Source organism: Shewanella sp. Iso12 (genome assembly GCF_012030025.1).
In the GTDB taxonomy this organism is placed as follows: Bacteria; Pseudomonadota; Gammaproteobacteria; order Enterobacterales; family Shewanellaceae; genus Shewanella; species Shewanella algae.
Map to the genome: position 1 here is coordinate 139,292 of NZ_JAAUHW010000013.1, position 25,073 is coordinate 164,364.

Annotated in this window: 21 protein-coding genes; 19 read left to right on the plus strand and 2 right to left on the minus strand. The window is 54.6% G+C overall.

All coding sequences use genetic code 11. The features are described 5' to 3' along the window. Window positions 1-66 precede the first annotated feature (66 nt). Window positions 67-933 carry a ribose-phosphate diphosphokinase gene (gene prs, locus HCX89_RS18835; protein WP_167717026.1) on the plus strand — a complete coding sequence of 289 codons (867 nt, stop codon included), beginning with the start codon at window positions 67-69 and terminating at the stop codon, window positions 931-933. Window positions 934-945: 12 nt separating this feature from the next. Further along, window positions 946-2,526 (plus strand): nicotinate phosphoribosyltransferase, encoded by a 1,581-nt coding sequence (locus HCX89_RS18840; RefSeq protein ID WP_167717028.1) that lies wholly within the window; start codon window positions 946-948, stop codon window positions 2,524-2,526. 31 nt (window positions 2,527-2,557) lie between these two features. On the opposite strand, the gene HCX89_RS18845 is transcribed toward HCX89_RS18840, so the two are convergent. Continuing rightward, window positions 2,558-2,857 carry a hypothetical protein gene (locus HCX89_RS18845; RefSeq protein ID WP_101058284.1) on the minus strand — a complete coding sequence of 100 codons (300 nt, stop codon included), beginning with the start codon at window positions 2,855-2,857 and terminating at the stop codon, window positions 2,558-2,560. Between the two features lie 603 nt (window positions 2,858-3,460). Between HCX89_RS18845 and mraZ the strand changes: the two genes are divergently transcribed. The 15 genes from mraZ to lpxC all read left to right on the plus strand — a co-directional run bounded on the left by mraZ (window position 3,461) and on the right by lpxC (window position 20,374). Then, complete coding sequence (gene mraZ / locus HCX89_RS18850) at window positions 3,461-3,919, plus strand: division/cell wall cluster transcriptional repressor MraZ (protein WP_025010885.1); 459 nt, start codon at window positions 3,461-3,463, stop codon at window positions 3,917-3,919. Window positions 3,920-3,948: 29 nt separating this feature from the next. Next, window positions 3,949-4,890 carry a 16S rRNA (cytosine(1402)-N(4))-methyltransferase RsmH gene (rsmH, locus tag HCX89_RS18855; RefSeq protein ID WP_025010886.1) on the plus strand — a complete coding sequence of 314 codons (942 nt, stop codon included), beginning with the start codon at window positions 3,949-3,951 and terminating at the stop codon, window positions 4,888-4,890. Window positions 4,891-4,898: 8 nt separating this feature from the next. Further along, window positions 4,899-5,213, plus strand: coding sequence for a cell division protein FtsL (gene ftsL / locus HCX89_RS18860; protein WP_025010887.1), 315 nt, complete (start codon window positions 4,899-4,901; stop codon window positions 5,211-5,213). Then, window positions 5,210-6,946, plus strand: coding sequence for a penicillin-binding transpeptidase domain-containing protein (locus tag HCX89_RS18865; RefSeq protein WP_025010888.1), 1,737 nt, complete (start codon window positions 5,210-5,212; stop codon window positions 6,944-6,946). Before ftsL ends, HCX89_RS18865 begins: the two co-directional genes overlap by 4 nt. Continuing rightward, window positions 6,943-8,412, plus strand: coding sequence for a UDP-N-acetylmuramoyl-L-alanyl-D-glutamate--2,6-diaminopimelate ligase (gene murE / locus HCX89_RS18870; protein ID WP_167717030.1), 1,470 nt, complete (start codon window positions 6,943-6,945; stop codon window positions 8,410-8,412). The genes HCX89_RS18865 and murE overlap by 4 nt, the downstream gene beginning before the upstream one ends. After that, window positions 8,409-9,785, plus strand: a complete 1,377-nt coding sequence (gene murF, locus HCX89_RS18875) for a UDP-N-acetylmuramoyl-tripeptide--D-alanyl-D-alanine ligase (RefSeq protein ID WP_107006121.1) — start codon at window positions 8,409-8,411, stop codon at window positions 9,783-9,785. The genes murE and murF overlap by 4 nt, the downstream gene beginning before the upstream one ends. Then, a complete protein-coding gene (gene mraY, locus HCX89_RS18880) occupies window positions 9,786-10,868 on the plus strand; it encodes a phospho-N-acetylmuramoyl-pentapeptide-transferase (protein WP_071237737.1) in 1,083 nt (360 codons plus the stop codon). A gap of 6 nt (window positions 10,869-10,874) precedes the next feature. Next, window positions 10,875-12,194 (plus strand): UDP-N-acetylmuramoyl-L-alanine--D-glutamate ligase, encoded by a 1,320-nt coding sequence (gene murD / locus HCX89_RS18885; protein ID WP_025010891.1) that lies wholly within the window; start codon window positions 10,875-10,877, stop codon window positions 12,192-12,194. Beyond that, complete coding sequence (ftsW, locus tag HCX89_RS18890; RefSeq protein ID WP_107006120.1) at window positions 12,184-13,401, plus strand: cell division protein FtsW; 1,218 nt, start codon at window positions 12,184-12,186, stop codon at window positions 13,399-13,401. Before murD ends, ftsW begins: the two co-directional genes overlap by 11 nt. Next, entirely contained in the window at window positions 13,398-14,501 is a 1,104-nt protein-coding gene (murG, locus tag HCX89_RS18895) for an undecaprenyldiphospho-muramoylpentapeptide beta-N-acetylglucosaminyltransferase (RefSeq protein WP_107006119.1), read from the plus strand. Before ftsW ends, murG begins: the two co-directional genes overlap by 4 nt. Then, a complete protein-coding gene (gene murC, locus HCX89_RS18900; protein WP_101058280.1) occupies window positions 14,498-15,967 on the plus strand; it encodes a UDP-N-acetylmuramate--L-alanine ligase in 1,470 nt (489 codons plus the stop codon). Before murG ends, murC begins: the two co-directional genes overlap by 4 nt. A gap of 96 nt (window positions 15,968-16,063) precedes the next feature. Next, a complete protein-coding gene (locus tag HCX89_RS18905; protein ID WP_144191296.1) occupies window positions 16,064-16,828 on the plus strand; it encodes a cell division protein FtsQ/DivIB in 765 nt (254 codons plus the stop codon). A 3-nt stretch (window positions 16,829-16,831) separates the two neighbouring features. Continuing rightward, the gene (gene ftsA, locus HCX89_RS18910) at window positions 16,832-18,067 is read left to right on the plus strand and encodes a cell division protein FtsA (RefSeq protein WP_025010894.1); all 1,236 of its coding nucleotides are present in this window, start codon (window positions 16,832-16,834) and stop codon (window positions 18,065-18,067) included. Window positions 18,068-18,102: 35 nt separating this feature from the next. After that, entirely contained in the window at window positions 18,103-19,275 is a 1,173-nt protein-coding gene (gene ftsZ, locus HCX89_RS18915; RefSeq protein ID WP_167717032.1) for a cell division protein FtsZ, read from the plus strand. 178 nt (window positions 19,276-19,453) lie between these two features. Next, on the plus strand, window positions 19,454-20,374 hold the full coding sequence (gene lpxC / locus HCX89_RS18920) for a UDP-3-O-acyl-N-acetylglucosamine deacetylase (protein ID WP_025010896.1): 921 nt from the start codon (window positions 19,454-19,456) through the stop codon (window positions 20,372-20,374). An 8-nt stretch (window positions 20,375-20,382) separates the two neighbouring features. Here the strand turns inward: lpxC and HCX89_RS18925 are convergent, their stop codons facing one another. Next, window positions 20,383-20,835 (minus strand): DUF721 domain-containing protein, encoded by a 453-nt coding sequence (locus HCX89_RS18925; protein ID WP_025010897.1) that lies wholly within the window; start codon window positions 20,833-20,835, stop codon window positions 20,383-20,385. A gap of 28 nt (window positions 20,836-20,863) precedes the next feature. Between HCX89_RS18925 and HCX89_RS18930 the strand changes: the two genes are divergently transcribed. Both HCX89_RS18930 and secA read left to right on the plus strand, forming a co-directional pair. Continuing rightward, window positions 20,864-21,763 (plus strand): M23 family metallopeptidase, encoded by a 900-nt coding sequence (locus tag HCX89_RS18930; RefSeq protein WP_144218873.1) that lies wholly within the window; start codon window positions 20,864-20,866, stop codon window positions 21,761-21,763. A 58-nt stretch (window positions 21,764-21,821) separates the two neighbouring features. Next, the gene (gene secA, locus HCX89_RS18935; protein WP_167717033.1) at window positions 21,822-24,545 is read left to right on the plus strand and encodes a preprotein translocase subunit SecA; all 2,724 of its coding nucleotides are present in this window, start codon (window positions 21,822-21,824) and stop codon (window positions 24,543-24,545) included. Window positions 24,546-25,073: the final 528 nt, after the last annotated feature.

The following is a 25,073-nucleotide window of genomic DNA, read 5'->3' on the forward strand; positions in this document are numbered from 1 at the left end:
TAAGCTTGACCACTCCAAGCTGTTGCTTTAGATTAAGTGTCACTAAGACACTTAATGGTGAGCGATATGGATATCAGTATTGAGCTAGTAAACAAAGATGCAACCCGACAGGCTTTGACTGTTGAGCAATGGCAGTTTGCCGGTGGTGAGCAGCATGTGCGTCTGGCGGGTTTTGATGGACAACAGGTACAGAGCGCGATTATCTACGCCAGGTTGCAGAGCAGTGATGCCATCATGCAGCTGCTGCTGATCAAAGATGCTTTGGACCGCGCCGCCCCCGGCATTCAGGTTTCACTGCAACTTCCCTATTTCCCCTATGCCCGCCAAGACAGGGTTTGCGTCGCCGGTGAGGCCTTTTCCGCCGCCGTGATGGCGGGGTTGCTGCGAAATGCCGGCTTCAGCCAGATCCGCTGCTGGGATCTGCACTCGGTGGTCAGTGAGCAACTGCTGGAGGCCGAGCAGGTACATCAGGCGCAGCTGGTTTGTCAGTTTGCGCAGCTGAAGCAGTGGCTGCAAACCCACCAGGCGGCACTGCTTGCGCCGGACAAGGGCGCCAGCCACAAGATAGCCAAGGTTGCCGATGCGCTGAGTGCCGCCGGGATTGAGGCCGAAGTGTTTCAGGCCAGTAAACGCCGGGATCCGGCGACGGGCGCCATATTGGCATCCGAGTTGGACGCCGATGTCGCTGGCCGCAGTCTGCTGATCCTGGATGATATTTGTGACGGTGGCAGAACCTTTATCGAGCTGGCGCGGCTTTTGAAACAAAAAGGCGCCGCCCGAGTGGGACTCTATGTGACCCATGGCCTGTTTTCCCGCGGAATCGAACCGCTGGAAGGTTTGATTGATGCCGTGTTCACCACAGATTCTGTGTGCCCATTGCATCCGTTTGAGTCGCAAATTGTCGAGCTGCACACCTTGAAACTGTTTGAATAAAAGGAGTTTATTATGAGTATCATCGCCCCCTCAATGCAGAAGGATGTCTACAAAGAGTTTCATGGTCGCGCCTATCATCCTCAGGTGACCGAGGTGTATGCCAACTTCACTTCCCGCAGCGGTCGCAATGCCAACATAATGGACAATGACAAAGTCGCCTTTATTGGACTGCAGTATTTTATCAAGAGCTATTTGATGGAGGAGTGGGACAGCTTCTTTCGTCAGCCCAAGGCGCAGGCCGTGGCCGCCCATAAGCGCATACTCAGTGCCATGCTGGGGTACAGCGTCGATGTCTCTTATCTGGAAAAACTCCACGACCTTGGGTATTTACCGCTGAGGATCAAGGCGCTGGAAGAGGGGACTCTGGTGCCTTATCTGGTGCCGCCGTTGACCATAGTCAACACCCATCCGGATTTCCCCTGGTTGACCAACATGATAGAAACCGTGCTCAGTTGTGAAAACTGGCCGATACAAACCAGTGCCACCACGGCCGTTGCTTACCTGCGTACCTTTAAAGAGTTCGCCGATAAGACAGGCCTGCCCGCCGAGATGGTAGCGTTTCAGGGGCATGACTTCAGTTTTCGCGGCATGTTCGGTAAGCAGGCCGCTGCCATGAGTGGTTTTGGCCATTTGGCCAGCGGTTTTGTTGGAACCGACACCATTCCGGCGGTGCTGTTTGCCGAGAAGTACTATGGTGCCGATGTCGATAAGGAGTTGGTCGGCGCCTCAGTGGATGCCACCGAGCACTCGGTGACCTGTTCCTGGATCCTCGAAGGGGAGATCGCCTTCTTCCGTTATCTGATGCAGACCCAGTCTCCCAAGGGGATCCTTAGTGTGGTGTCTGATACCTGGGATTTCTGGACTCTGGTGACTCAATACTTACCTGAACTCAAGCAGGAGATCCTCGAGCGTGACGGCACCCTGGTGATCCGTCCCGACTCCGGCGATCCTGTGACCATTCTCAGCGGTTATAAGCTGGCGCCTGAATCACTTATCCGCGAATGTGGTCTGGATGAAGCATTGCAAAAGGCAGCCGATAACGGTTATGAGGCGATAAGTTGGCATGGTGAGTTTATCGGTCTGCAGCGCCAAACCCTGATGGCCTGCGAGGTGAAGGGGCTTATCGAGTGCCTGTGGGACATTTTTGGCGGCACCTTGACTGACAAGGGTTACAAGCTATTGGATAACCATGTGGGTGCCATTTATGGCGATGCCATCACGCTCGAGCGCCAACGACAAATACTGCAGCGTTTGATGGATAAAGGTTTTGCTTCCAAAGTCGTGCTGGGGATTGGCTCATACAGCTATCAATATGTCACCCGAGATACCCATGGCTCGGCAGTCAAGGCGACCCACGTGATAAAAGACGGCGAGCCGCTGGCGATTTTCAAGGCACCCAAGACTGATAGCCAAAAGCGTTCCGCCAAGGGGCTACTGCAAGTGGTAATGCAAGACGGGGAGCTGGTGCTGAGAGACGATGTTTCGGTGACTGAAGAAGCCCAGGGGCTGCTGCAAACCGTTTATGAGGATGGCAAACTACTTCGCGAAACCAATTTGGCCGAGATACGTCAGCGGGTGGCGGCGCAGCTGTGAAGCCTTGATTCAATGACATTCACCGGCAGGGTCAGACATCGATATCTATTATCTGACCCTTGCCTTCTTCTTGCGCCCTGGAGTCATCCCTTTCTTCATCTTCCTGGCGGCGGTTATGTTTACGCCGCTCGCGGGCAAAGCCTTTCTGCTCTTTGCGGCGATCAGCGACTTTTTCACGCTTGTCTATTTCGGGAGGCAGTTGCGATTGCGGGGCTTCGTGGCTGTCGGGCGCTATGGCGGAGCTGGTCTTGACCTGCTCCACTTCGCGTTTGGGCTGAAATACCGCCTTGACCGGGCGCGCCAACATGGCGTAAATGCTGTCCAATCCCATTAGATTTCCCCGTGCCGGCGGCTTTTGCGCCGGTTAGATGCTTTAACTGTTAGCCTATTCTGTATCCTTTATCGGCCTGTTTCGCCTAAAAATTAGACTGAATTTATCCTTTAGGGTTCCGGCTGTATCAAAACAGTGCTGAAATCTTTGACTCAGGCTCTGAACGCTATATAGGAAAAGCCTGTCGTTCTGATAAGGGCAAGAAATTTTAGTTAACCATGATTTAACATTTAACCCTCAGATACAGCTGTAAGGTTGGCATAGTGGTTTATCCCGGCCGAGTTTTGCCGCCACAGAAGTTTGCACTGGATCGCACTCCTGAATGCCAGGATCCGGGAAACTTCCCCACAATCGTTTCTTTTCACTGTGAAAATCTCCCCTATCAGTGTTGAAATTTTCCACTGCCAGGGGCGGTAGCACCACTTTTTGCCACTTGGAATTCGGCTGTTCAAAAAATGTTGTGACACGCTGCTAACCCGCTTGGTGACTGGCTTTATTCGAGTTTGCATTGCTTGACAATCCTTGTTGACTATCCCTAAACTTAGCATCTGTGGGAATTTGTGGATATTTGTGGATCTATTAACTGAGCAAGGATGAAACCAAGTGTTTTCCGGCGCAAGTGCTTTGAATCTGGATGCCAAGGGGCGGATCGCTATGCCAACGCGATACCGCGAGCCTCTGCATGCCGATCATCAAGGCAAGCTGGTAATCACTGTGGATATCCAATCTCCCTGCCTGTTGATCTATCCGATAAACGAATGGAACAAAGTCGCCGACAAGCTGCTCGGTCTGTCTGATTTTCAACCACAGGAGCGGGCGATGAAGCGCCTGATGTTGGGCTATGCCCAAGAATGTGAATTGGATGCCAACGGCCGGGTTTTGCTGACTCCGCCGCTCAGGCAATACGCCTCTTTGGAAAAGAAGACCATGTTGGTTGGGCAGTTGAACAAATTCGAACTCTGGGATGAGCAGGTCTGGCAGCAGCAGCTGGCCGACAGCCTGGAGATGATTAAGAGCCAGGGATTGACCGCCAGTGAGCGGCTGGCTGATTTCTCACTCTGATGAGTGAGACCAGATTAAAGAAGAGAGTGATGAGCCAAAACTTTGCCCACCTGTCTGTCCTGCTTCAAGAAACGGTAGACGGGCTCAATATCCGCCCAGATGGCATCTATATCGACGGCACTTTCGGTCGAGGCGGACACTCACGTCAGATCCTTTCCCGCCTGGGTGAACAGGGGCGGCTGATTGCCATCGATAGAGACCCGGCGGCCATTGAAGCTGCCAAACAGTTTGCCGATGATCCGCGTTTCACCATAGTCCATGGCGGTTTTGGCCAGTTGGCCGACTATGTTGAGCAACTTGGGCTGGTGGGCAAGATAGACGGTGTCTTACTGGATCTCGGTGTGTCATCACCGCAACTGGACGATGCCGAACGAGGCTTTAGTTTTCTGCGTGACGGCCCACTGGATATGCGGATGGATAACAGCCAGGGCGAAACGGCGGCTCAGTGGCTCGCCAGGGCCGAAGTCGAAGATATGGCCTGGGTATTCAAGACCTATGGTGAAGAGAAAAACGCCCGCCATATCGCCCGTTGTATCGCCGCCGACCGTGATGAGAAGCCGTTTTTGCGCACCAAAGATTTGGCCGGCTTGATCGAAAGGATCACCAAACACAAAGAGCGCAACAAGCATCCGGCAACTCGAGTGTTTCAGGCGATTCGCATCTATATCAACAGCGAGCTGGATCAGATAGATCAAGCACTGGAAGGAGCACTGCAAGTACTGGCGCCCAAGGGGCGGCTGTCGATCATCAGCTTCCATTCTCTGGAAGATCGCATGGTGAAGCGTTTTATCCGCCGTCATAGCAAAGGCGAGGAAGTGCCCTACGGTTTGCCGGTGACCGAGGCCGAGCTCAATCGCTCGCGGCAGCTGTTGCCCATAGGCAAGGCGATGAAACCGTCGGATGAAGAGATTGCCGTTAATGCCCGGGCCCGCAGTTCTGTACTCAGAATTGCCGAGCGTTTGCCTTACTGAGGTTGACGGTGAGTAAGTCGCAACTCAATCTGGCGCGCATAGTGCTGCAGGATCTTTGGCAGCACAAATGGATCCTCTTGCTGGGCATGCTGGTGCTGGGTAATGCGGTTGCCGTGGTATATACCAGCCACATCAGCCGTACCCAAACCAGTGAGTTGGACAAGCTGTTACAGGAAAGGGATCGCCTGGACATTGAGTGGCGCAACCTGTTGCTGGAAGAACAGTCGCAGGCAGAGCACAGCCGGATAACCCGGATTGCGACCAAGGAATTGGACATGATAAGGCCCTTACCCAATGAAGAGGTGGTAGTGAGACTCCCATGAGAAAACAGGCTAAAAGGATTCAAAAGCCCCAACTGATCCACTGGCGACTGCAGGTGGTGGTGGCTTTTGTTTGCCTGTTGTTTGTCTCGCTTGTTGGACGTGCCGCCTACATCCAGGTGATAGAACCGGAAAAACTGCGTCATGAGAGTGATATGCGCACTCTGCGAACCACCTCCAACGAGGTGCAAAGGGGGCTTATTACTGACCGCAACGGCGAGATGCTGGCCGTCAGCGTGCCTGTCCGTGCCGTCTACGCGGACCCCAAGGTGGTTCACGACAAGGATGGCTTCAATGATATGCGCCGTTGGCGGGCGCTGGCCGATGTATTGCACGAGCCGCTGGATGACCTGTTGGCAAGGGTGCAGTCCAACCCCAAGAAACGCTTTACCTACCTCAAGCGCCAGGTTACCCCGGCGGTAGCGCACTATATCGAGCAGTTGAAGCTACCCGGTATTTACCTCAAGTCTGAATCACGCCGTTACTATCCGGCCGGTGAGATCAGCGCTCAGTTGGTCGGGATCACCAATATCGATGATGTCGGCATCGAAGGCATTGAAAACACTTACAATAGCTGGCTGACCGGCACTCCCTCCAAACAGAAGGTGCGCAAGTCCCGTGACGGCCGGGTGGTTGAGCGGCTGGATATCATCCAGGAGGGCGAGAGCCCCAATGATCTGGTGCTCAGCATAGATCAGCGTATTCAGCAGTTGGCTTACCGTGAGCTCAAGCGTGCCACCGAAATGAACCAGGCAACATCCGGTTCTGTGGTGGTGCTGGATGTGCACACGGGTGAAGTGCTGGCGATGGTCAACACCCCCTCCTATAACCCCAACTCGCGGGAAAACCTGCAGAGCCACAGGATGCGTAACCGCGCCCTGACAGACACCTTCGAGCCGGGTTCGACGGTGAAACCCTTTGTGGTGGTGGCTGCGCTGGAAGCCGGAATCGTCAAGAGCGATGAGCTGATCCCGACATCACCCGGTTGGATGCGTATCGGTGGTCGGCAGGTGCGGGATGCTCGCAACTATGGTGATATGTCGCTGGCGAAGATTTTGATCAAGTCCAGTAACGTGGGGATCAGTAAGTTGGCACTGGAAATGCCGGTGCAACAGCTGCTGGGCACCTATCAGTCCATGGGGCTCGGCAACTATTCAGGGATCAACCTGACCGGCGAGAGTGCCGGTTTGGTGCAGGACAGACACAGATGGTCCGACTTTGAACGGGCGACTCTGTCCTTCGGCTATGGCCTGACCGCTACCCCGCTGCAATTGGCGCGTATGTACGCCACTCTGGGCAGCGGCGGCATGCTTTACCCGGTATCGATTCTTAAATTGAAGCAACCGCCGGAAGGCACCCGGGTAATAGCCCCGGACGTGGCCCGCGATGTGATCAACATGCTGGTGGGCGTGACCGAGAAGGGCGGCACAGGTACCCGGGCGCACATTGAAGGCTATCCGGTCGCCGGTAAGTCGGGCACCAGTCGTAAGGCGATAGCCGGTGGCTATGGCGATGATTATGTCGCCCTGTTTGCCGGTGTCGCACCGGCCAATAACCCCAGGCTCGCCATGGTCGTGGTGATCAACGAGCCCAAAGGGGACAGATATTACGGCGGCGTGGTGGCGGCACCTGTGTTTGGCAAGGTGATGTCCGGCGCGTTGCAGATGTTGAATGTGGAGCCTGTGAGTGATGATACTCGCGTGCAACTGGCTCAGGTACCTAGGAGAGCAGAATGATGTTATTGCGGGATCTGCTGGCTCCCTGGTTTCATTATTCCGGCGCGGAGGCGGTGGCCGAGCCCTGTCTAGACAGCCGGAAAGTGGTTGAAGGTGGCCTTTTCGTGGCCGTTCCCGGACATCAGGCCGATGGTCGGGAGTATGTTGCCGCCGCCTTCAACAGGGGAGCCGCGGCTGCCTTGCTGCATACGGACGATCCGGATGCCCACGGCAAGGTGGAGCGGGAGCAAGGCTTAACCATCTACTTTTTTCAACTGAGTCGGCAGCTATCGGCGCTGGCGGCCCAGTTCTATGGCATTCACGCGGTCAAGCCTCGCCTGGTGGGGATTACCGGCACCAATGGCAAGACTTCCGTCAGCCAGCTTATCGCCCAGTGGGTGTCTTTGCTCGGCGAAAAGGCCGGTGTTATGGGCACTTTGGGGAACGGTTTGCTGGGGGAACTCCAGCAAGCGACCAATACTACCAGTGATGCCTTGGCCGTGATGGCCCAGCTCAAGGCTTTTGAGCAGATGGATGTCAGCGTCTGCGCCATGGAAGTGTCCAGCCACGGTTTGGTGCAGGGGCGGGTAGAAGCCGCGCCCTTTGAAGTGGCTGTGTTTACCAACCTGAGCCGGGATCATCTGGATTACCACCTGACCATGGAGGCTTATGCCGCCGCCAAATTGAGGCTGATGCGATTTGCCTGTCTCAAACACGCGGTGATTAACCTGGATGACGCCACAGGGCAGGCCTGGTTTGAGGAACTGCCCAAGGCCAAGTTGCTCGGCTATAGCATTAAGCAAGATCCCAGAGCGGCAGTTGTTGCTGTTAATCCTCAATATCACGCCAAGGGGGTGCGCGCCGAGATCCACTGGCCGGAAGGCAAAGGCGTGCTGGAGACCCCGCTGCTGGGCGAATTCAATCTCTCCAATCTGTTGGCGGCGCTGACTGCGCTCTATGCCATGGAGTATCCGCTGCAAAAGCTGCTGACATTGTCACCGGCCCTGAAGCCCGTGCCCGGACGGATGGAGTGTTTCCCGTCGAGAAAAGGTTTTTCGCTGGTGGTGGATTATGCCCACACCCCGGATGCGCTGGAGCAAGCGCTCAAGGCGCTGCGGCTGCATACCGACAACCGCCTCTGGTGTGTCTTTGGCTGCGGCGGCGATCGTGACAGGGGCAAGCGGCCGCTGATGGCCCGCGCTGCCGAGGCTTTTGCCGACCGCTTGATGGTCACCAGTGACAATACTCGCAGCGAAGAGCCGCAAACCATCATTGATGAAGTCATGGCCGGGCTGACTCAACCCGAGGCGGCATTCTCCTGTGTCGATAGGGTGACAGCCATTAAACAGGTTTGCGCCCAGGCCGAGGCGGGAGATGTGATTTTGCTGGCCGGCAAGGGGCATGAAACCTATCAGGAAGTGGCAGGAAGCCGTCATCACTACGATGAGCGGGCCTTGGCGCTGGAACTTAGCGGAGGCAAGGCATGATCCCTTTAACTCTGCAACAGATAGCCACGGCGCTGAATGCCAAGTTGATTCCAGCGACTGCCGCAGAGCAGCTGGTTGAGAGTGTCAGCACAGATAGCCGCGATATAGGCACCAAAGGTTTGTTTATCGCCCTCAAGGGTGAGCGCTTCGACGCCCATGAGTTTGCGCCAACGGCGGTCAAAAATGGCGCCGCAGCGCTCCTGGTCAGCCGCGAGTTGGCACTCGATGTGCCGCAGCTGCTGGTGGCCGACCCTCACCAGGCCCTGGGGCAACTGGCGGCTATGGTACGCAGCCTGGTATCACTCAAGTGTGTTGCCTTGACCGGCTCCAACGGCAAGACCAGCGTCAAGGAGATGTTGGCGACCATATTGTCGCAACATGCCAAGGTGCTCTACACCGCCGGTAACTTCAACAACGACATAGGCGTGCCGCTGACAGCCTTGCGACTGGAGCCAGAACACGAATACGCGGTATTTGAGCTTGGCGCCAACCACAAGGGTGAAATTGATTACACCTCGGCCATAGTGCGCCCGGATGTTGCCCTGGTGAACAATGTTGCCAGCGCCCACCTCGAAGGGTTTGGCTCAGAGGCCGGTGTGGCGGCGGCCAAATCCGAGATTTTCAATCACTTGGCCCCGGACGGCTGCGCCATTATCAATGCCGATGACAGATACGCCGAGGTAATGCGTCAGGCTGCGTTAGGCTACCGTCAGTTAAGCTATGGCATTGACGCAGCAGCCGAGTTGACAGCCAAAGATTTACAGGCCGATGCCTCGGGGCGTTATCGCTGCACTCTTTGCTGGCAGCAACAGGAGTATTCGCTGGCGCTGCCGCTGGCCGGCCGACACCAGGTCGCCAATGCCCTGGCGGCAACTTCGGTTTGCCTGGCGCTGGGCCTGGATATGGCAAGCATTATCTCTGGCTTGCAACAGATGCAGCCGGTCAAGGGACGCATGCTGCCCACTGAGCTTGGGCGAGTGCAGCTGATCGACGATAGCTATAACGCCAATCCGGCCTCGGTCAAGGCTGCGATCAACTGGCTTCACGAAATTCACGGAAATCGCATTCTGGTACTGGGCGATTTGGGGGAATTAGGCGACAATGCCCCCCTTTTGCATCGCGAGCTGGGTGAGTATGCCCGGGAGGCCGGGATAGATGCCCTGTTTTGCTGCGGTCAATTAACCCAGAACACCAGCCAGGGGTTTGGTACGGAACATCTGGATACCCAAGGGCGTTTGGTGGAAAGTTTAATCAAATATATCAATCAGTTGTCAGGGAGTGTCACTGTATTGGTCAAGGGTTCACGCAGCATGCGTATGGAGCGTGTGGTCGAGGTCCTTAAATCAGCCTTCGGGCGTGGGGAGTTAGTGTAGATGCTGGTGTATCTGGCGGAGTATCTAACCCAGTTTTATACCGGGTTTAACGTGTTTTCCTATTTGACCTTCAGAGCTATTCTGGGGTTGTTAACCGCCCTCAGCTTCGCGCTCTGGTGGGGGCCCAAGTTGATTGAACGTTTGCAGCTTTTGCAGATAGGCCAGGTGGTGCGTAACGATGGCCCTGAGTCACATTTCAGTAAGCGTGGCACCCCAACAATGGGTGGATTGCTGGTGCTGGCGGGGATCTTTATCAGTGTCCTGCTGTGGGGCGATCTCGGTAACCGTTATGTCTGGGTGATGTTATTCGTTCTGGGCAGCTTTGGCCTCATAGGTTTCCTCGATGATTACCGCAAGGTGGTGCGTAAGGATCCCAAGGGGCTGGTGGCCCGTTGGAAGTACATTTTACAGTCGCTGGCGGCAATTGCTGTGGCCTTTTATCTCTACGCCACCGCGGCCCTGCCGGGTGAAACCCAATTGGTGGTGCCTTTCTTCAAGGATGTGATGCCGCAGCTGGGGCTATTTTTTGTGGTACTGGCCTATTTCACCATAGTGGGTTCGAGCAATGCGGTTAACCTGACTGATGGCCTCGATGGCTTGGCGATTATGCCGACCGTTATGGTCGCGGCGGCGTTTGCGCTTATTGCCTACCTCTCCGGCCATGCGCAATTTGCCGGCTATCTGCATATTCCGCATCTGCCTGGCGCCGGTGAACTGGTGATTGTCTGCACCGCGATAGTCGGCGCCGGTCTTGGTTTCCTTTGGTTCAACACCTATCCGGCACAAGTGTTTATGGGCGACGTGGGCTCGTTGTCACTGGGAGCTGCGCTCGGCACCATGGCTGTGCTGGTACGCCAGGAAATCTTGCTGGTGATCATGGGCGGTGTATTCGTAATGGAGACTGTGTCAGTCATCCTTCAGGTTGGATCCTATAAGCTGCGTGGCCAACGGATTTTCCGTATGGCCCCCATACACCACCACTATGAATTGAAAGGTTGGCCCGAGCCCAGAGTGATAGTGCGTTTCTGGATTATCTCTTTGTTCCTGGTTCTGCTGGGATTGGCCACCCTGAAGTTGAGGTAAACAGTCATGATGAGTCGCTGTTCGCACATAGTGTTGGGATTGGGGGCCACAGGCTTGTCTGTGGTGCGCTATCTGGTGGCTCAGGGGCATGCCCCTATGGTGATGGACAGCCGCCGCAATCCACCCGGTGCTGAGGCGCTGAAAAATGAGTTTCCGGATCTGGAGTTTTGCTTCGGTGGTTTCGATTGCCGTGGTCTGGTGCAGGCCGAGCAGATCATCATCAGTCCAGGGATCCCCATGGATACCCCCGAAGTAAGGGCGGCGTTGGATATGGGCATAGAAGTGATCGGCGATGTGGAACTGTTTGCCCGCGCCATCGCCGACAAGGGCCCATGTGTGCTGGCGATTACCGGCTCCAATGGCAAGTCGACTGTGACGACTCTGGTCGGTGAAATGCTCAAAGCCGGTGGCAAGCAAGCCGCCATCGGCGGCAACATAGGGGTACCGGCGTTGGAGCTTTTGGGCGAAAACGTCAGCCACTATGTGCTGGAGCTATCCAGTTTCCAGTTGGAAACCACTCATAGTCTCAAGTGTTTGGCGGCAACTTGCCTGAACATTTCTGAAGACCACATGGACAGATACAGCGACCTGGAAGCCTATCGCCAGGCCAAACTGCGGCTCTATGAACTGAGCCGACTGGCGATTTTCAACCGGGATGATCCGCAAACTCAGCCCATGTCACCCATGAACAACAATAGCTTTGGTTTGGGTAACCCCGAAGGGGATGAGTGGGGGATCACCGACGGCAAGATTTTCCACGGCAGCAGTGAAATCATGAATCTGATGGATGTGGCACTGCTCGGCAGCCATAACCACGCCAACCTGCTGGCCGCCATGGCGTTGGCCGATGCGGCCGGCGTGGATAAGGAAGCCATGGCCAGAGTGGCCCGCGAGTACAAAGGCTTGCCGCACAGATGTGAACTGGTGGCGGTCAAGAATGGCGCCACCTGGATCAACGATTCCAAGGCCACCAATGTGGGCGCTACCGTGGCTGCGCTCGAAGGGCTCAGCGACTACCTGGGTGATGTGATCCTGATTGCCGGTGGTGATGGTAAAGGAGCCGATTTCCGGCCGCTTGCCAATGCGCTCGGCTCAGTGACTCACCTTATTACCCTAGGGCGAGACGGTGACAAGATTGCGGCATTGAAAGAGGGTGCCATCAAGGTTGGCTCCATGGCAGAAGCCGTGAGCAAGGCCGCCGAACTGGCGAGTTCCGGAGACATAGTCTTGTTGTCACCGGCCTGTGCCAGCCTGGATATGTACAGCAACTTTATGGCCAGAGGCGATGATTTCCGCCAACTGGTGGAGGCGCTGGATGAGCAGTGATGAACGACAACTCAGCCTGTTCGGGACCAGCCTCAAGTGGCGCTGGCCTGACTGGTTCGGTGAGAAGCAATCGCAGGGCATGCAACTGTATGACCGGCGTTTGCTGCTTGCCGTTTTGTCGTTGATCGCCTTTGGCTTTGTGATGGTGATGTCGGCTTCTATGCCGGAAGCCCAGAGCCTGACAGGTAATCCGTTTCACTTTGTGACCCGTCATCTGTTTTATCTGGTGGGTTGCGTGGTGATAGCCGCAGTGGTGTTGCAGGTAGAGATGCAGCGCTGGCAGCAACTGAGTCCGCTGATGCTGTTGTTGGTTGGAGTCATGTTGGTGGCTGTGCTGATAGTGGGCACCACGGTAAACGGGGCGACCCGCTGGCTGTCTCTGGGGCCGGTGAGAATTCAGGTAGCTGAGATAGCCAAGTTTGCTTTTGCGGTCTACATGGCCGGTTATCTGGTACGGCGGCATCAGGAAGTGCGTGAAAACGCCAAGGGCTTTTACAAACCGATTGCGGTTTTTGCCGTCTATGCCTTCTTGATCCTGATGCAACCGGATCTGGGAACCGTGGTGGTGCTATTTGTCGGCACTGTGGGACTGCTGTTTTTGGCCGGCGCCCGTTTGCTGGACTTCTTTGCGCTGATCCTGACTGGGGTCATGGCCTTTGTGGCTTTGGTGTTGTTGGAGCCCTACCGGATGCGGCGGGTAACCTCCTTCCTTGACCCCTGGCAGGATCCGTTCGGCAGTGGTTACCAGTTGACTCAGTCGCTGATGGCCTATGGCCGTGGTGACTGGTTTGGTCAGGGGCTTGGCAACAGTATCCAGAAACTGGAATACCTGCCGGAGGCGCACACTGACTTTATCTTCGCCGTTATAGGGGAAGAGCTTGGATTTATCGGCATTATCGCTGTGCTGGCGGTACTGCTGTTTGTGGCGCTGCGGGCAATTCGTCTCGGCAGTCAATGTCTGGCCATGGACCGGGCATTTGAAGGTTATCTGGCCTACGCCATAGGGATCTGGATCTGTTTCCAGACTGTGGTGAACGTGGGCGCCAGTATCGGCATTTTGCCGACCAAAGGGCTGACTCTGCCCTTTATCAGCTATGGCGGCAGTAGTCTCTGGGTGATGACGGCTGCGGTCATGATGCTGATCCGGATAGATCATGAGCGGCGTCTCAGCCTGATCCAGGCGGTGCAGGGGAGGCTGAAGTCATGAAAGGTAATAATGTGAATAACAAACGTATTTTGGTGATGGCCGGTGGTACCGGCGGTCACGTTTTTCCGGCGTTGGCAGTGGCCCGACGCCTGGCACAGCAGGGCTGGCAGGTGCGTTGGCTGGGCACGGCAGACCGGATGGAGGCACGCTTGGTGCCTCAACACGGCTTTGACATAGATTTTATTGACATCAAGGGCGTGCGCGGCAACGGAGTAGTGCGCAAGCTGGCAGCGCCTTTCAAGGTGCTGCGCTCGATTATCCAGGCGCGCAGGGTCATCCGCGAATTTCGGCCGGATGTGGTGTTGGGCATGGGCGGCTTTGCCAGCGGTCCGGGCGGCGTTGCCGCCAAGCTCAGTGGTATTCCGCTGGTGTTGCATGAGCAAAACGCCATTCCGGGGATGACCAATAAGCTGCTTTCCCGTATCGCCACTAAGGTGCTGTGCGCCTTTGCCAACACCTTCGAGCCGGGTAAAGCCGAAGTGGTGGGCAACCCTATTCGCCAGGAGCTTATCACTCTGGGTGGGCAGCCCAGAGCCCAGCATCAGGATGCGCTGAAAATTCTGGTCGTCGGTGGCAGCCTGGGGGCCAAGGTATTCAACGACCTTATGCCGGCCGTGGTTGCCGAGGTCAGCAAGTCACAGTCAGTGACAGTTTGGCATCAGGTGGGTAAGGGTAATCAGGTGCCGGTGGAAGCTGAATATCAGCAGCTGGGACAGGACGGCAGAGTCAAAGTCGCTGAGTTTATCGATGATATGGAAGCCGCTTATCGCTGGGCCGATGTGGTCATCTGCCGCGCCGGAGCCTTAACCGTTTCCGAGCTGGCGGCCGTTGGCCTACCCAGCCTGTTGGTGCCTTATCCCCATGCGGTGGATGATCACCAGACCCGCAACGCCCAGGTGTTGGTGGATGCGGGCGCGGCCTTCCTGTTGCCGCAGCCGATTGTCGATGTGCCCAGGCTGGCGAATAAGCTGGCCTTGCTTGGCAGTGATAGAAATGAATTGGCCCTGATGGGGCAAAGAGCCAGAGCGGCCGCCGTGCTGGATGCGACAGATAAAGTCGCCCAAGTCTGTATCGAACTGGCAGAGAAAGGAAATAGATGAATAACAGAGCAGAGAAATACGCCCAGCTTCGCGCCATGATCCCGGAAATGCGCCGGGTGCGTCGTATTCACTTTGTTGGCATAGGTGGTGCCGGCATGGGGGGCATTGCCGAGGTTCTGGTCAACGAAGGTTATCAGGTCAGTGGTTCAGATATTGCTGAAAATGCCGTGACTGAGCGTTTGGCGGCTCTGGGTGCTCGCATCATTATTGGCCACAGTGCTGAGGCTGTGGTGAACGTTGATGTGGTGGTGGTTTCCACCGCGATTAAAGCGGATAACCCGGAAGTCGCGGCCGCCAGAGCCAGCCGCACTCCGATAGTGCGCCGTGCCGAGATGCTGGCCGAGCTGATGCGTTACCGTCATGGTGTGGCGATTGCCGGCACCCATGGCAAAACCACTACAACCAGCCTTATCGCCAGTGTTTATGGTCAGGCCGAGCGGGATCCGACCTTTGTAATAGGTGGTCTGCTCAATAGTGCCGGCACCAATGCTCGCTTGGGGCACAGCCGTTACCTTATCGCCGAGGCCGATGAGAGTGATGCCAGCTTCCTGCATCTGCAGCCCATGGTGAGTGTGGTAACCAATATTGAAGCCGACCATATGGATACTTATGGCGGCGATTTTGAGAAGTTGAAAACCACCTTTGTGGACTTCCTGCATAACCTGCCGTTCTACGGCGTGGCCGTGCTCTGTATCGATGATCCTGTGGTGAAAGAGATCATGCCGCGTATTGGTCGCCACATGGTGACCTATGGCTTCAGTGATGAGGCTGATGTGCAGGCACTCAACTTTAGCCAGGAAGGGCATCAATGCCGTTTCACCGTGCGTCGCAAGGGGCGGGACGACTTGGAGCTGCTGCTGAATCTGCCGGGACGGCACAATGTGCTGAACGCCTTGGCGGCGATTGCCGTGGCCAGTGAAGATGATATAGATGATGCCGCCATAGTGCAGGCGCTGGCGGAGTTCCAGGGAATTGGCCGCCGCTTCCAGCACCTGGGGGCCTTCGATACTCCCAAGGGCGAGGTGATGCTGGTTGATGATTACGGCCATCATCCCAGCGAAGTCGCAGCCACTATCAAGGCGGCTCGTGCCGGTTGGCCTAATAAGCGCCTGGTGATGGCTTATCAGCCACACAGATATAGCCGCACCCGGGATCTGTACGAGGACTTTGTCGAGGTATTGTCTCAGGTCGATGGCCTATTGCTGCTGGAGGTCTATCCCGCCGGTGAAGCACCTATCGCGGGAGCAGACAGCCGCGCGTTGTGCCGCAGCATCAGATTGCGTGGTCAGGTCGACCCTATCTATGTCGCTACGCCGGAGCAGTTGCAGGAGATACTGCCGGATGTGCTCAAGGACGGCGATCTGCTGATGACCCAAGGCGCCGGCAATATAGGCGCCCTGGCGCGCCAACTGGCGAGCAGCAAACTGGGGTTTAGTGATGATAAGAAAGATACGATTGCTGAATAGATTTTCGCCGCTTAATGGCTTGAAAACAGTATCTTTTGACCAAGAAAACCAGCCCTATATAATGGCCGGTTTTCCGTCAAGCTAACGGGCAGGACCATGGCGCTGAAGGACAGGTTGCACAATGGCCGGGCAAGGCTAGCCGGAGTCAATTGGTATCTATGCAGCGGGATTGGCTTTCTGCTGTTGGTACTGGCGGCATTCGGCATGGCGGCTTGGAAACTGGGACTGGTGCTGAATGATGCCGAGGCTTTGCCCATTGAGGCAGTGGCGATAAAAGGCGAGCGCCAGTACACCACGGATGCGGAAATCCGTGGCGCCTTGCAGGACTTGATGCAGCGTAGCTTTTTCAGCGCTGATGTGGCCGAGGTGCAGCAGGCGCTGGAGGCCCTGCCTTGGGTATACCGGGCCTCGGTTCGGCGCGAATGGCCGGCCAAGCTGAAGGTTTATCTGCAGGAGCAGGTCGCCGTGGCGCACTGGAATCAGGATGAATGGCTCAATGAACACGGCGAGGTGTTCCTGGCGCCACCGCAACCCGGGCTGGAAAATCTGCCTTGGCTGGCGGGACCTGAACCTATGGCGAAGGAGGTATTAATCTCCTTTCGGCAGATGGATGAACTGCTGCGGATAAACAGCTTCAAGCTGGATAGATTGAGTCTCAGCCCGAGACATGCCTGGGAGGCGACTTTGGGCAACGGCATCATGCTGGAGTTGGGACGAGAGGACAAGATGGCGCGGATACAGCGTTTTATCAACGTGTATCCCGAGTTGGTTAAACAGGAAAAGAGTGTCGCCAGAGTGGATCTACGCTATGACACGGGTCTGGCAGTAGGCTGGGAAGACGCACAAGAAGAGAGCCGTTAATTAATGACCAAGAACCAAGATAGAAATCTGATCGTCGGATTGGACATAGGGACATCCAAGGTCGCTGTGATCATAGGTGAAGTCTTGCCTGATGGCGAAATCAGTGTCGTCGGTCTGGGTAATCATCCATCACGCGGCATGGATAAAGGCGGGGTCAACGACCTCGATTCTATCGTGCGCAGTGTGCAGCGGGCCCTGGATCAGGCCGAGCTGATGGCAGACTGTCAGGTGTCTTCGGTGTATTTGAGCATTTCCGGCAAGCATATTGATTGTCAGAACGAAAACGGCATGGTCTCCATCAATGATGAAGAGGTGACCCAGGAAGACGTGGACAACGTCATTCACACGGCCCGTTCGGTGAAGATCCCCACCGAGCGCCGCATTTTGCACGTACTGCCGCAGGAATATGCCATAGATGTTCAGGAAGGGATCCGCAGCCCTATCGGCATGTCCGGCATGCGGATGGAAGCCAAGGTGCATATAGTTACCTGCGCCAATGATATGGCCAAGAACATCACCAAGAGTGTTGAGCGCTGTGGCCTCAAGGTGGACGACCTGGTGTTTTCCGGTATCGCTTCGGCCGATGCGGTACTGACCAATGATGAAAAAGATCTGGGTGTCTGTCTGGTGGATGTCGGTGGTGGCACCACAGATATCGCTGTGTATACCAATGGCGCTCTGCGTCACTGCGCCGTGGTGCCGGTGGCCGGCAATCAGGTAACCAGTGATATCGCCAAAATTTTCCGCACGCCGCTGTCGCATGCCGAGCAGATTAAAGTGCAGCATGCCAGTGCCCGCAGCTCCATGGTGAGCCGTGAAGACAGCATAGAGGTGCCGTCTGTAGGTGGCCGGCCATCAAGGACCATGTCGCGTCATACTCTGGCCGAAGTGGTTGAACCCAGATATCAGGAACTGTTCGAGTTGGTATTCAAAGAGCTCAAGGACAGTGGCCTGGAAGATCAAATTGCCGCCGGCATAGTGTTGACCGGTGGCACAGCCTCTATCGAAGGGGCGGTGGATGTTGCCGAAGCCACGTTCGGCATGCCGGTCAGGGTGGCATCACCGCTGCCGGTGAAAGGTTTGTATGAATATGTGGATCAGCCCATCTACTCCACAGGTGTTGGGCTGTTACATTACGGCGCGCGCAGGGTTATCGAACGTCAGTTTGAACGACCCGAGCGTCAAGGGGTGACCAGTCTCTGGAATCGGGTTCAGAGCTGGTTTAAAGGTGAGTTTTAACTTACGTAAACGCAGGTAATACGGAGAATTCAACCATGTTTGAGATCATGGATACTCATTCTGACGAGGCGGTGATAAAGGTCATCGGCGTCGGTGGTGGCGGTGGTAATGCCGTCGAACATATGGTGAAACACAACATCGAAGGTGTTGAGTTTGTTGCCACCAATACAGATGCCCAGGCACTGCGTAAGTCTGCCGCGGGCACCACAATTCAACTGGGGCGCGATGTCACCAAGGGCCTGGGTGCCGGTGCCAACCCGGAAGTCGGTCGCGCTGCTGCCGAAGAAGATCGTGAAAATATCCGTGAGGCCATCAAGGGCTCGGATATGATCTTCATCGCTGCCGGTATGGGCGGTGGTACGGGGACAGGTGCTGCTCCTGTGGTGGCGCAGATTGCCCGCGAAGAAGGGATATTGACAGTGGCCGTGGTCACCAAGCCTTTCCCATTCGAAGGCAAGAAGCGTATGGCCTATGCCGATCAGGGTATTGGAGAGCTGGCCAAACATGTTGACTCGCTGATCACTATCCCCAACGAGAAGCTGCTCAAGGTATTGGGCCGTGGTACATCACTGCTGGATGCCTTCGCTGCCGCCAACAACGTACTCTTGGGCGCGGTGCAGGGTATCGCTGAGCTGATCACCCGTCCCGGTCTGATTAACGTCGACTTCGCCGACGTGAAAACCGTTATGTCCGAAATGGGTAACGCCATGATGGGCACAGGGGTGGCTCGTGGTGAAGACCGCACCGAAGAAGCTGCCGAAGCGGCCGTTGCCAGTCCGCTGCTGGAAGATATCGACTTGGCAGGCGCCCGCGGCGTACTGGTCAATATCACTGCCGGCATGGATATGAGCATCGAAGAGTTCGAGACTGTGGGTAACCACGTCAAGGCTTACGCTTCTGACAACGCGACAGTGGTAGTTGGTGCTGTTATAGATCCGGAAATGAGCGATGAGCTGCGAGTCACTGTAGTTGCTACCGGCATAGGTTCGGAAAGAAAACCTGACATTCAGCTGGTATCCAAACCTGCTCCACGTCAGGAACCTGTACCAGAGCCTAAGGTCGAAGCTTACGTGCCTCAGGAAGAAGCTGTTACGCCTGTATCTCACAAGAGCAATGCGGTTCCTGCGTCACAGCCTGCGCCCAACCCGCACAAAAACGAGCTTGATTATTTGGATATTCCGGCGTTTTTGCGTAAGCAAGCCGACTGATACTGGCGGTTATCGCTGGTGTAAATTGGGTGATCTCCTTTGTTTCTGTTAAGCAAAGGCAGGTAAATTTTTGTGAAATTACCAATTTATGCTAGGATATCCGACCAGCCGCGCCTGACGAGTGTCGATTTTATCGTCAAAGGCAGGGCTTTTTGTTGAGATGAATACGGGTAACTAAATGATTTTTCAAAGAACTGTTGAAAAAATGGTAAAGACCACCGGTGTCGGTTTGCACTCCGGCAATAAGGTGACTTTGACTATCAAGCCCGCACCAGTCAATACAGGGATCGTACTCGTGCGCACCGATATGCAGCCGGCAGTGGAGATTGCTGCCAAGGCAGAGCAGGTGCGTGAAACGACTATGTGTACGGCTCTGGTCAATGATGAAGGTGTTCGCATCTCAACGATTGAGCATCTGTTTGCTGCACTTGCGGGTTTGGGAATCGACAATGCCGTTATTGAAGTGGATGCTCCCGAGATCCCTATCATGGATGGCAGTGCCAGCCCTTTTGTATTCCTGCTGCAAAGCGCGGGGATCAAAGATCAGTCAGCGGCCAAGAAATATCTGAAAATCAAGCGCACAGTGCGTGTTGAAGACGGTGATAAGTGGGCTGAACTGCGACCTTTCAAAGGTTTCAGAGTCGATTTTGCCATCGATTTCAATCACCCTGAAATCGCCCGTAGTCAACAGCATATGGTGATGGATTTTTCCTCTTCTGCCTTTGTGAAAGATATCAGTCGTGCCAGAACCTTTGGTTTTATGCGTGATATCGAGTATCTGCGTGCCAACAACCTGGCATTGGGCGGCAGTATGGAAAACGCGGTTGTGCTTGATGAATATCGTGTCCTCAACCCCGATGGCCTGCGTTATGAGGATGAATTTGTTAAGCACAAGATTCTGGATGCGTTTGGTGACCTGTATGTGGCGGGTCACGCCATAGTCGGAGAATTCTGTGCCTACAAGACGGGGCATGCCCTGAACAACCAGCTGGTGCGGGCATTGCTTGCCCAGCAGGATGCCTGGGAGTTGGTCAGCTTCGAAAAAGAAGCGGATGTGCCTGTCAGCTTTATGATGCCATCCAATGTCGTGATGGCTTAATCGTAAAACTAGGACTGCCTTTTACGGCTGGCTAATGCAGCCAGCCGTTTTAGTTTCTGGCCCAGCTCGCCCTCGGTGTGTTCGGCCAGTGCATTAATATGTGAAGCTGCAGTTTCACTCAGCTGTCTGTGAACCACTTGGGGTTTTGCCCCCGATGTTGCCAGTGCCGGGTTGACTTTAACCTCAATAGCGGTAAGCATTGGGAGCGTTTCTGCCTGAAGTTGGGCAAGAAGTTTGGTTTTTTGAAAGTTAATCCTGGCGGCCCAAGCGGCGGAAGGGGTCTCAATAACCAACACACTTTGGCGCAGATTGGCAACTTTCAGCTGTTCGCTGACAGGGCCTGACAGCAGTTGTTTGACATGCTGGTTCAGATACAACAAAAGCTCCGCTTTCTCGGCCAGATCGGGCAAACGTCCCGACTGATGCAGTAATTGGCTGAGGTGCTGAGGGAGCTTCTTCATTACGATAATAAGATGGCTGAATTAGGCTATGAGTGTAACAGTTTTTATTCAAGGTCGGAATGGCGTGACGCGCTGGCAACCGGGCAAACGCTGGTTGCTGTTGCCTATTTTGCTCCTCGCTGCGGGCACTGGGTTCTATCATTACAACGCCGAGCGATTTGAGTCGCAACAGGCTAACGTCGACAACGAGCGTCAGGCTCGTGAGCAGCAACAGAAACAAGTCAAAGAACTCAAGCAAGCAACAGAGACTCAGTTGGCAACTCTGGTGGCGCATGTCGCCAGAATGCAGGCCAAACTGACCCGGCTTGAGGCTCTCGGGCAAACTCTTGCCCAGAATTACCAACTTGAAGAACAGTTCGATTTCGGCGCCGAGGTAGGTCTGGGTGGTCTGAGCGAGCTGGGTACCAGCATAGAGCTGGAGCAGCTGATCTCTGATATGGATCGGCTGGCATCAGGAATTGATAGCAATAATGCTCAGTTGTCACTGCTTGAAACAGTGGCTTCCAATCTCCATATAGATGAAGAGCGTTATATATCAGGGCGGCCAATCAATAAAGGTTGGTTATCTTCGCCCTACGGTTTACGTAATGATCCTTTCAATGGCCGCAGAACTGTGCATAAAGGCATAGACTTTGCGGGTACAGAAGGAGCCGATGTGATCGCCACCGGTGGTGGTGTAGTGACATGGGCCGGGAATATGTTTGGCTATGGTGAGTTGGTGGAGATAGATCACGGTAACGGATTGCGCACCCGCTATGGCCATAATAAAGCTTTGTCAGTAACTGTAGGTGATGTGGTCGCTAAGGGCGAGAAAATTGCCACCATGGGAAGCACTGGGCGTTCGACAGGACCTCATGTGCATTACGAAGTGTTGCGGGGTGGACAGCAGATAGATCCCAAGAAGTACGTCTACCGCAAAGCAGGTTAATTGGAACTGGCCGCCAGACTCGCAAGAGGCTTGGCCTACAACAGAATAAGTGATTCAGATGTTAGGTAAATTACTGACAAAAGTATTTGGTAGTCGTAACGACCGCACCCTTAAAGCCCTGGGCAAGATAGTCAACAAGATCAACGCGCTCGAAGGTGAATATGAGCAACTCAGCAATGAGCAGCTCAAGGCCAAAACCCAGGAGTTCCGTGATCGACTCGAAAAAGGGGAAACTCTTGACGACATCATGGCCGAAGCCTTTGCCACTGTACGAGAGGCTTCCAAGCGGGTGTTCGAGATGCGCCACTTTGACGTGCAGTTGATAGGTGGTATGGTGCTGGACAGCAACCGTATTGCTGAGATGCGCACCGGTGAAGGTAAGACACTGACCGCCACGCTGCCGGCCTATCTCAATGCACTGACCGGTAAGGGCGTTCACGTTATTACAGTGAACGACTATCTGGCTCGCCGTGACGCCGACACTAACCGCCCACTGTTTGAATTCCTTGGAATGACGGTTGGGGTTAACGTCGCCGGTCTTGGTCAGCTGGAAAAGAAAGCTGCCTATAACTCAGATATCACTTACGGTACCAACAACGAATTTGGTTTCGACTATCTGCGCGACAACATGGCGTTTTCACCACAGGAGCGGGTACAGCGTCCACTGCATTATGCTCTGATAGACGAAGTCGACTCCATCCTTATTGATGAAGCCCGTACACCGCTGATCATCTCCGGCGCCGCGGAAGACAGCTCTGAGCTCTACATCAAAGTCAACACACTGATCCCTAATCTGATCCGCCAGGATAAAGAAGACTCGGACGACTATGTCGGTGAGGGTGACTTCAGTGTTGATGAAAAGGCCAAGCAAGTTCACATGACTGAACGTGGCCAGGAAAAAATTGAACTCCTGTTGATCCAGGCCGGACTGCTGGCCGAAGGGGATTCGCTTTACTCGGCCGCCAATATCTCACTGTTGCACCATGTTAACGCCGCGCTGCGCGCTCACACCCTGTTTGAACGTGATGTTGACTACGTTGTGCAGGACGGCGAAGTGATCATCGTCGATGAGCACACTGGCCGTACCATGCAGGGGCGCCGTTGGTCTGAAGGTCTGCATCAGGCGGTGGAAGCCAAAGAAGGCGTGAAGATCCAGAATGAAAACCAGACCCTGGCTTCTATCACCTTCCAAAACTACTTCCGTCAGTATGAAAAACTGGCCGGTATGACAGGTACTGCCGATACCGAAGCCTTCGAATTCCAGCATATCTATGGTTTGGATACCGTAGTCATCCCCACCAACCGGCCGATGATCCGTAACGATATGGCTGACTTGGTGTACCTCACTGCCAAAGAAAAGTACGCCGCCATTATTCAGGACATCAAAGGGTGCCGTGAACGTGGTCAGCCGGTATTGGTTGGTACAGTTTCCATCGAACAGTCTGAACTGTTGTCCAACCTGTTGGACCGGGAAAAGATCCCTCACAAGGTACTGAATGCCAAATTCCACGAAAAAGAAGCTGAAATTGTTGCTCAGGCCGGACGTAGTGGAGCGGTAACCGTAGCCACCAACATGGCCGGTCGTGGTACGGATATCGTCTTGGGTGGCAGCTGGAAAGCGGAAGTTGAGGAACTGGAAAACCCAACCGAGGAGCAGATCGCCAAGATCCGTGCCGACTGGCAAGAGCGTCACGATGCCGTGGTTGCTGCCGGTGGTTTGCACATTCTGGGCACAGAACGTCACGAGTCCCGTCGTATCGATAACCAGCTGCGTGGTCGTTCCGGCCGTCAGGGCGATGCGGGTTCATCACGTTTCTATCTATCGATGGAAGACAGCCTGATGCGGATCTTCGCTTCAGATCGCGTTGCCAACATGATGAAGAAGTTGGGCATGGAAGAAGGCGAAGCCATCGAACATCCTTGGGTATCTCGTGCGATTGAGAATGCCCAGCGCAAAGTGGAAGCCCGTAACTTCGATATTCGTAAGCAGTTGCTGGAATTTGATGATGTCGCCAACGACCAGCGTCAGGTGGTTTACGCTCAGCGTAACGAACTGATGGATGCCGAAAGCATTGAAGATACCATCAAGACTATTCAGGAAGACGTGATCACAGGCGTTATCGATCAATACATTCCACCACAGTCAGTTGAAGAGCTCTGGGACGTTCCCGGCCTCGAGCAGCGACTCAAGCAGGAATTTGTACTGGACTTGCCGCTGCAGGAGTGGCTGGACAAAGAAGAAGACCTGCACGAAGAGACCCTGCGTGAGCGGATCATCGAATCCTGGCTCAAGGCCTATGAGGCCAAAGAGCAGATGGTGGGCCCTGAGGTGCTGCGTCAGTTTGAAAAGGCCGTGATGCTGCAAACCTTGGATGGTTTGTGGAAAGAGCACCTGGCTGCCATGGACCACCTGCGTCAGGGTATTCACCTGCGTGGTTATGCGCAGAAGAACCCCAAACAGGAATATAAGCGTGAGTCCTTTGAGCTGTTCCAGCAGATGTTGGAGTCACTCAAGCACGATGTGATCAGTATTCTGTCCAAGGTTCAGGTACAGGCCCAATCGGATGTAGATGAAATGGAAGCCCGTCGCCGTGAAGAAGAAGCGCGGATCCAACATCAATATCAGCACGCCACGTCTGAAGCTTTGAATCAAGCCGAACAAGATGCTGAAGTCGCGGCTCATACTCCAGTTGTGCGTGATGGTGAGAAAGTTGGACGCAACGATCCTTGTCCTTGCGGCTCAGGTAAAAAATATAAACAGTGTCATGGCAAACTGAGCTAACACACTGTAAGTCATTAAAGGCAATCTTCGGATTGCCTTTTTTGTTGCTTTTAAAACGTCGTTTTTTTACTTCATAAATCCATAATTGTGGATAACTCTGGGGGTAAAAAGTGTTTAACGTGTGGCTAACCCTGGAGCCTTAAAAAAGATCGCAAAATGCTGAAAAAAGCCCTTGCGCAAAAGTTTTGGCTCCCTATAATGCGCACCCACTGACACGGCGAACGAGAACAAATATCTGTTCAAATTCAAAGTTGGTAACGCGGTAACAAGCCTTAGTTTCAACGGTGTGAAGATAAAATCATCACCCACTCGAAACCAGATAAAAAAGGGCTTGACGCTGAAAAAGGGTTCTGTAAAATACGCAGCCCTGACCCGATGAGAATCATCGCGGTACTGCTCTTTAACAAACTATCAAGCAATCTGTGTGGACACTCACAGGCATTGAGAAATCGACAAAACGATTTAACTCGATGAAGAGTGTTCATACGAACAGAATTCATTGAGTCGAACCTTCGGGTTCAACCAAAG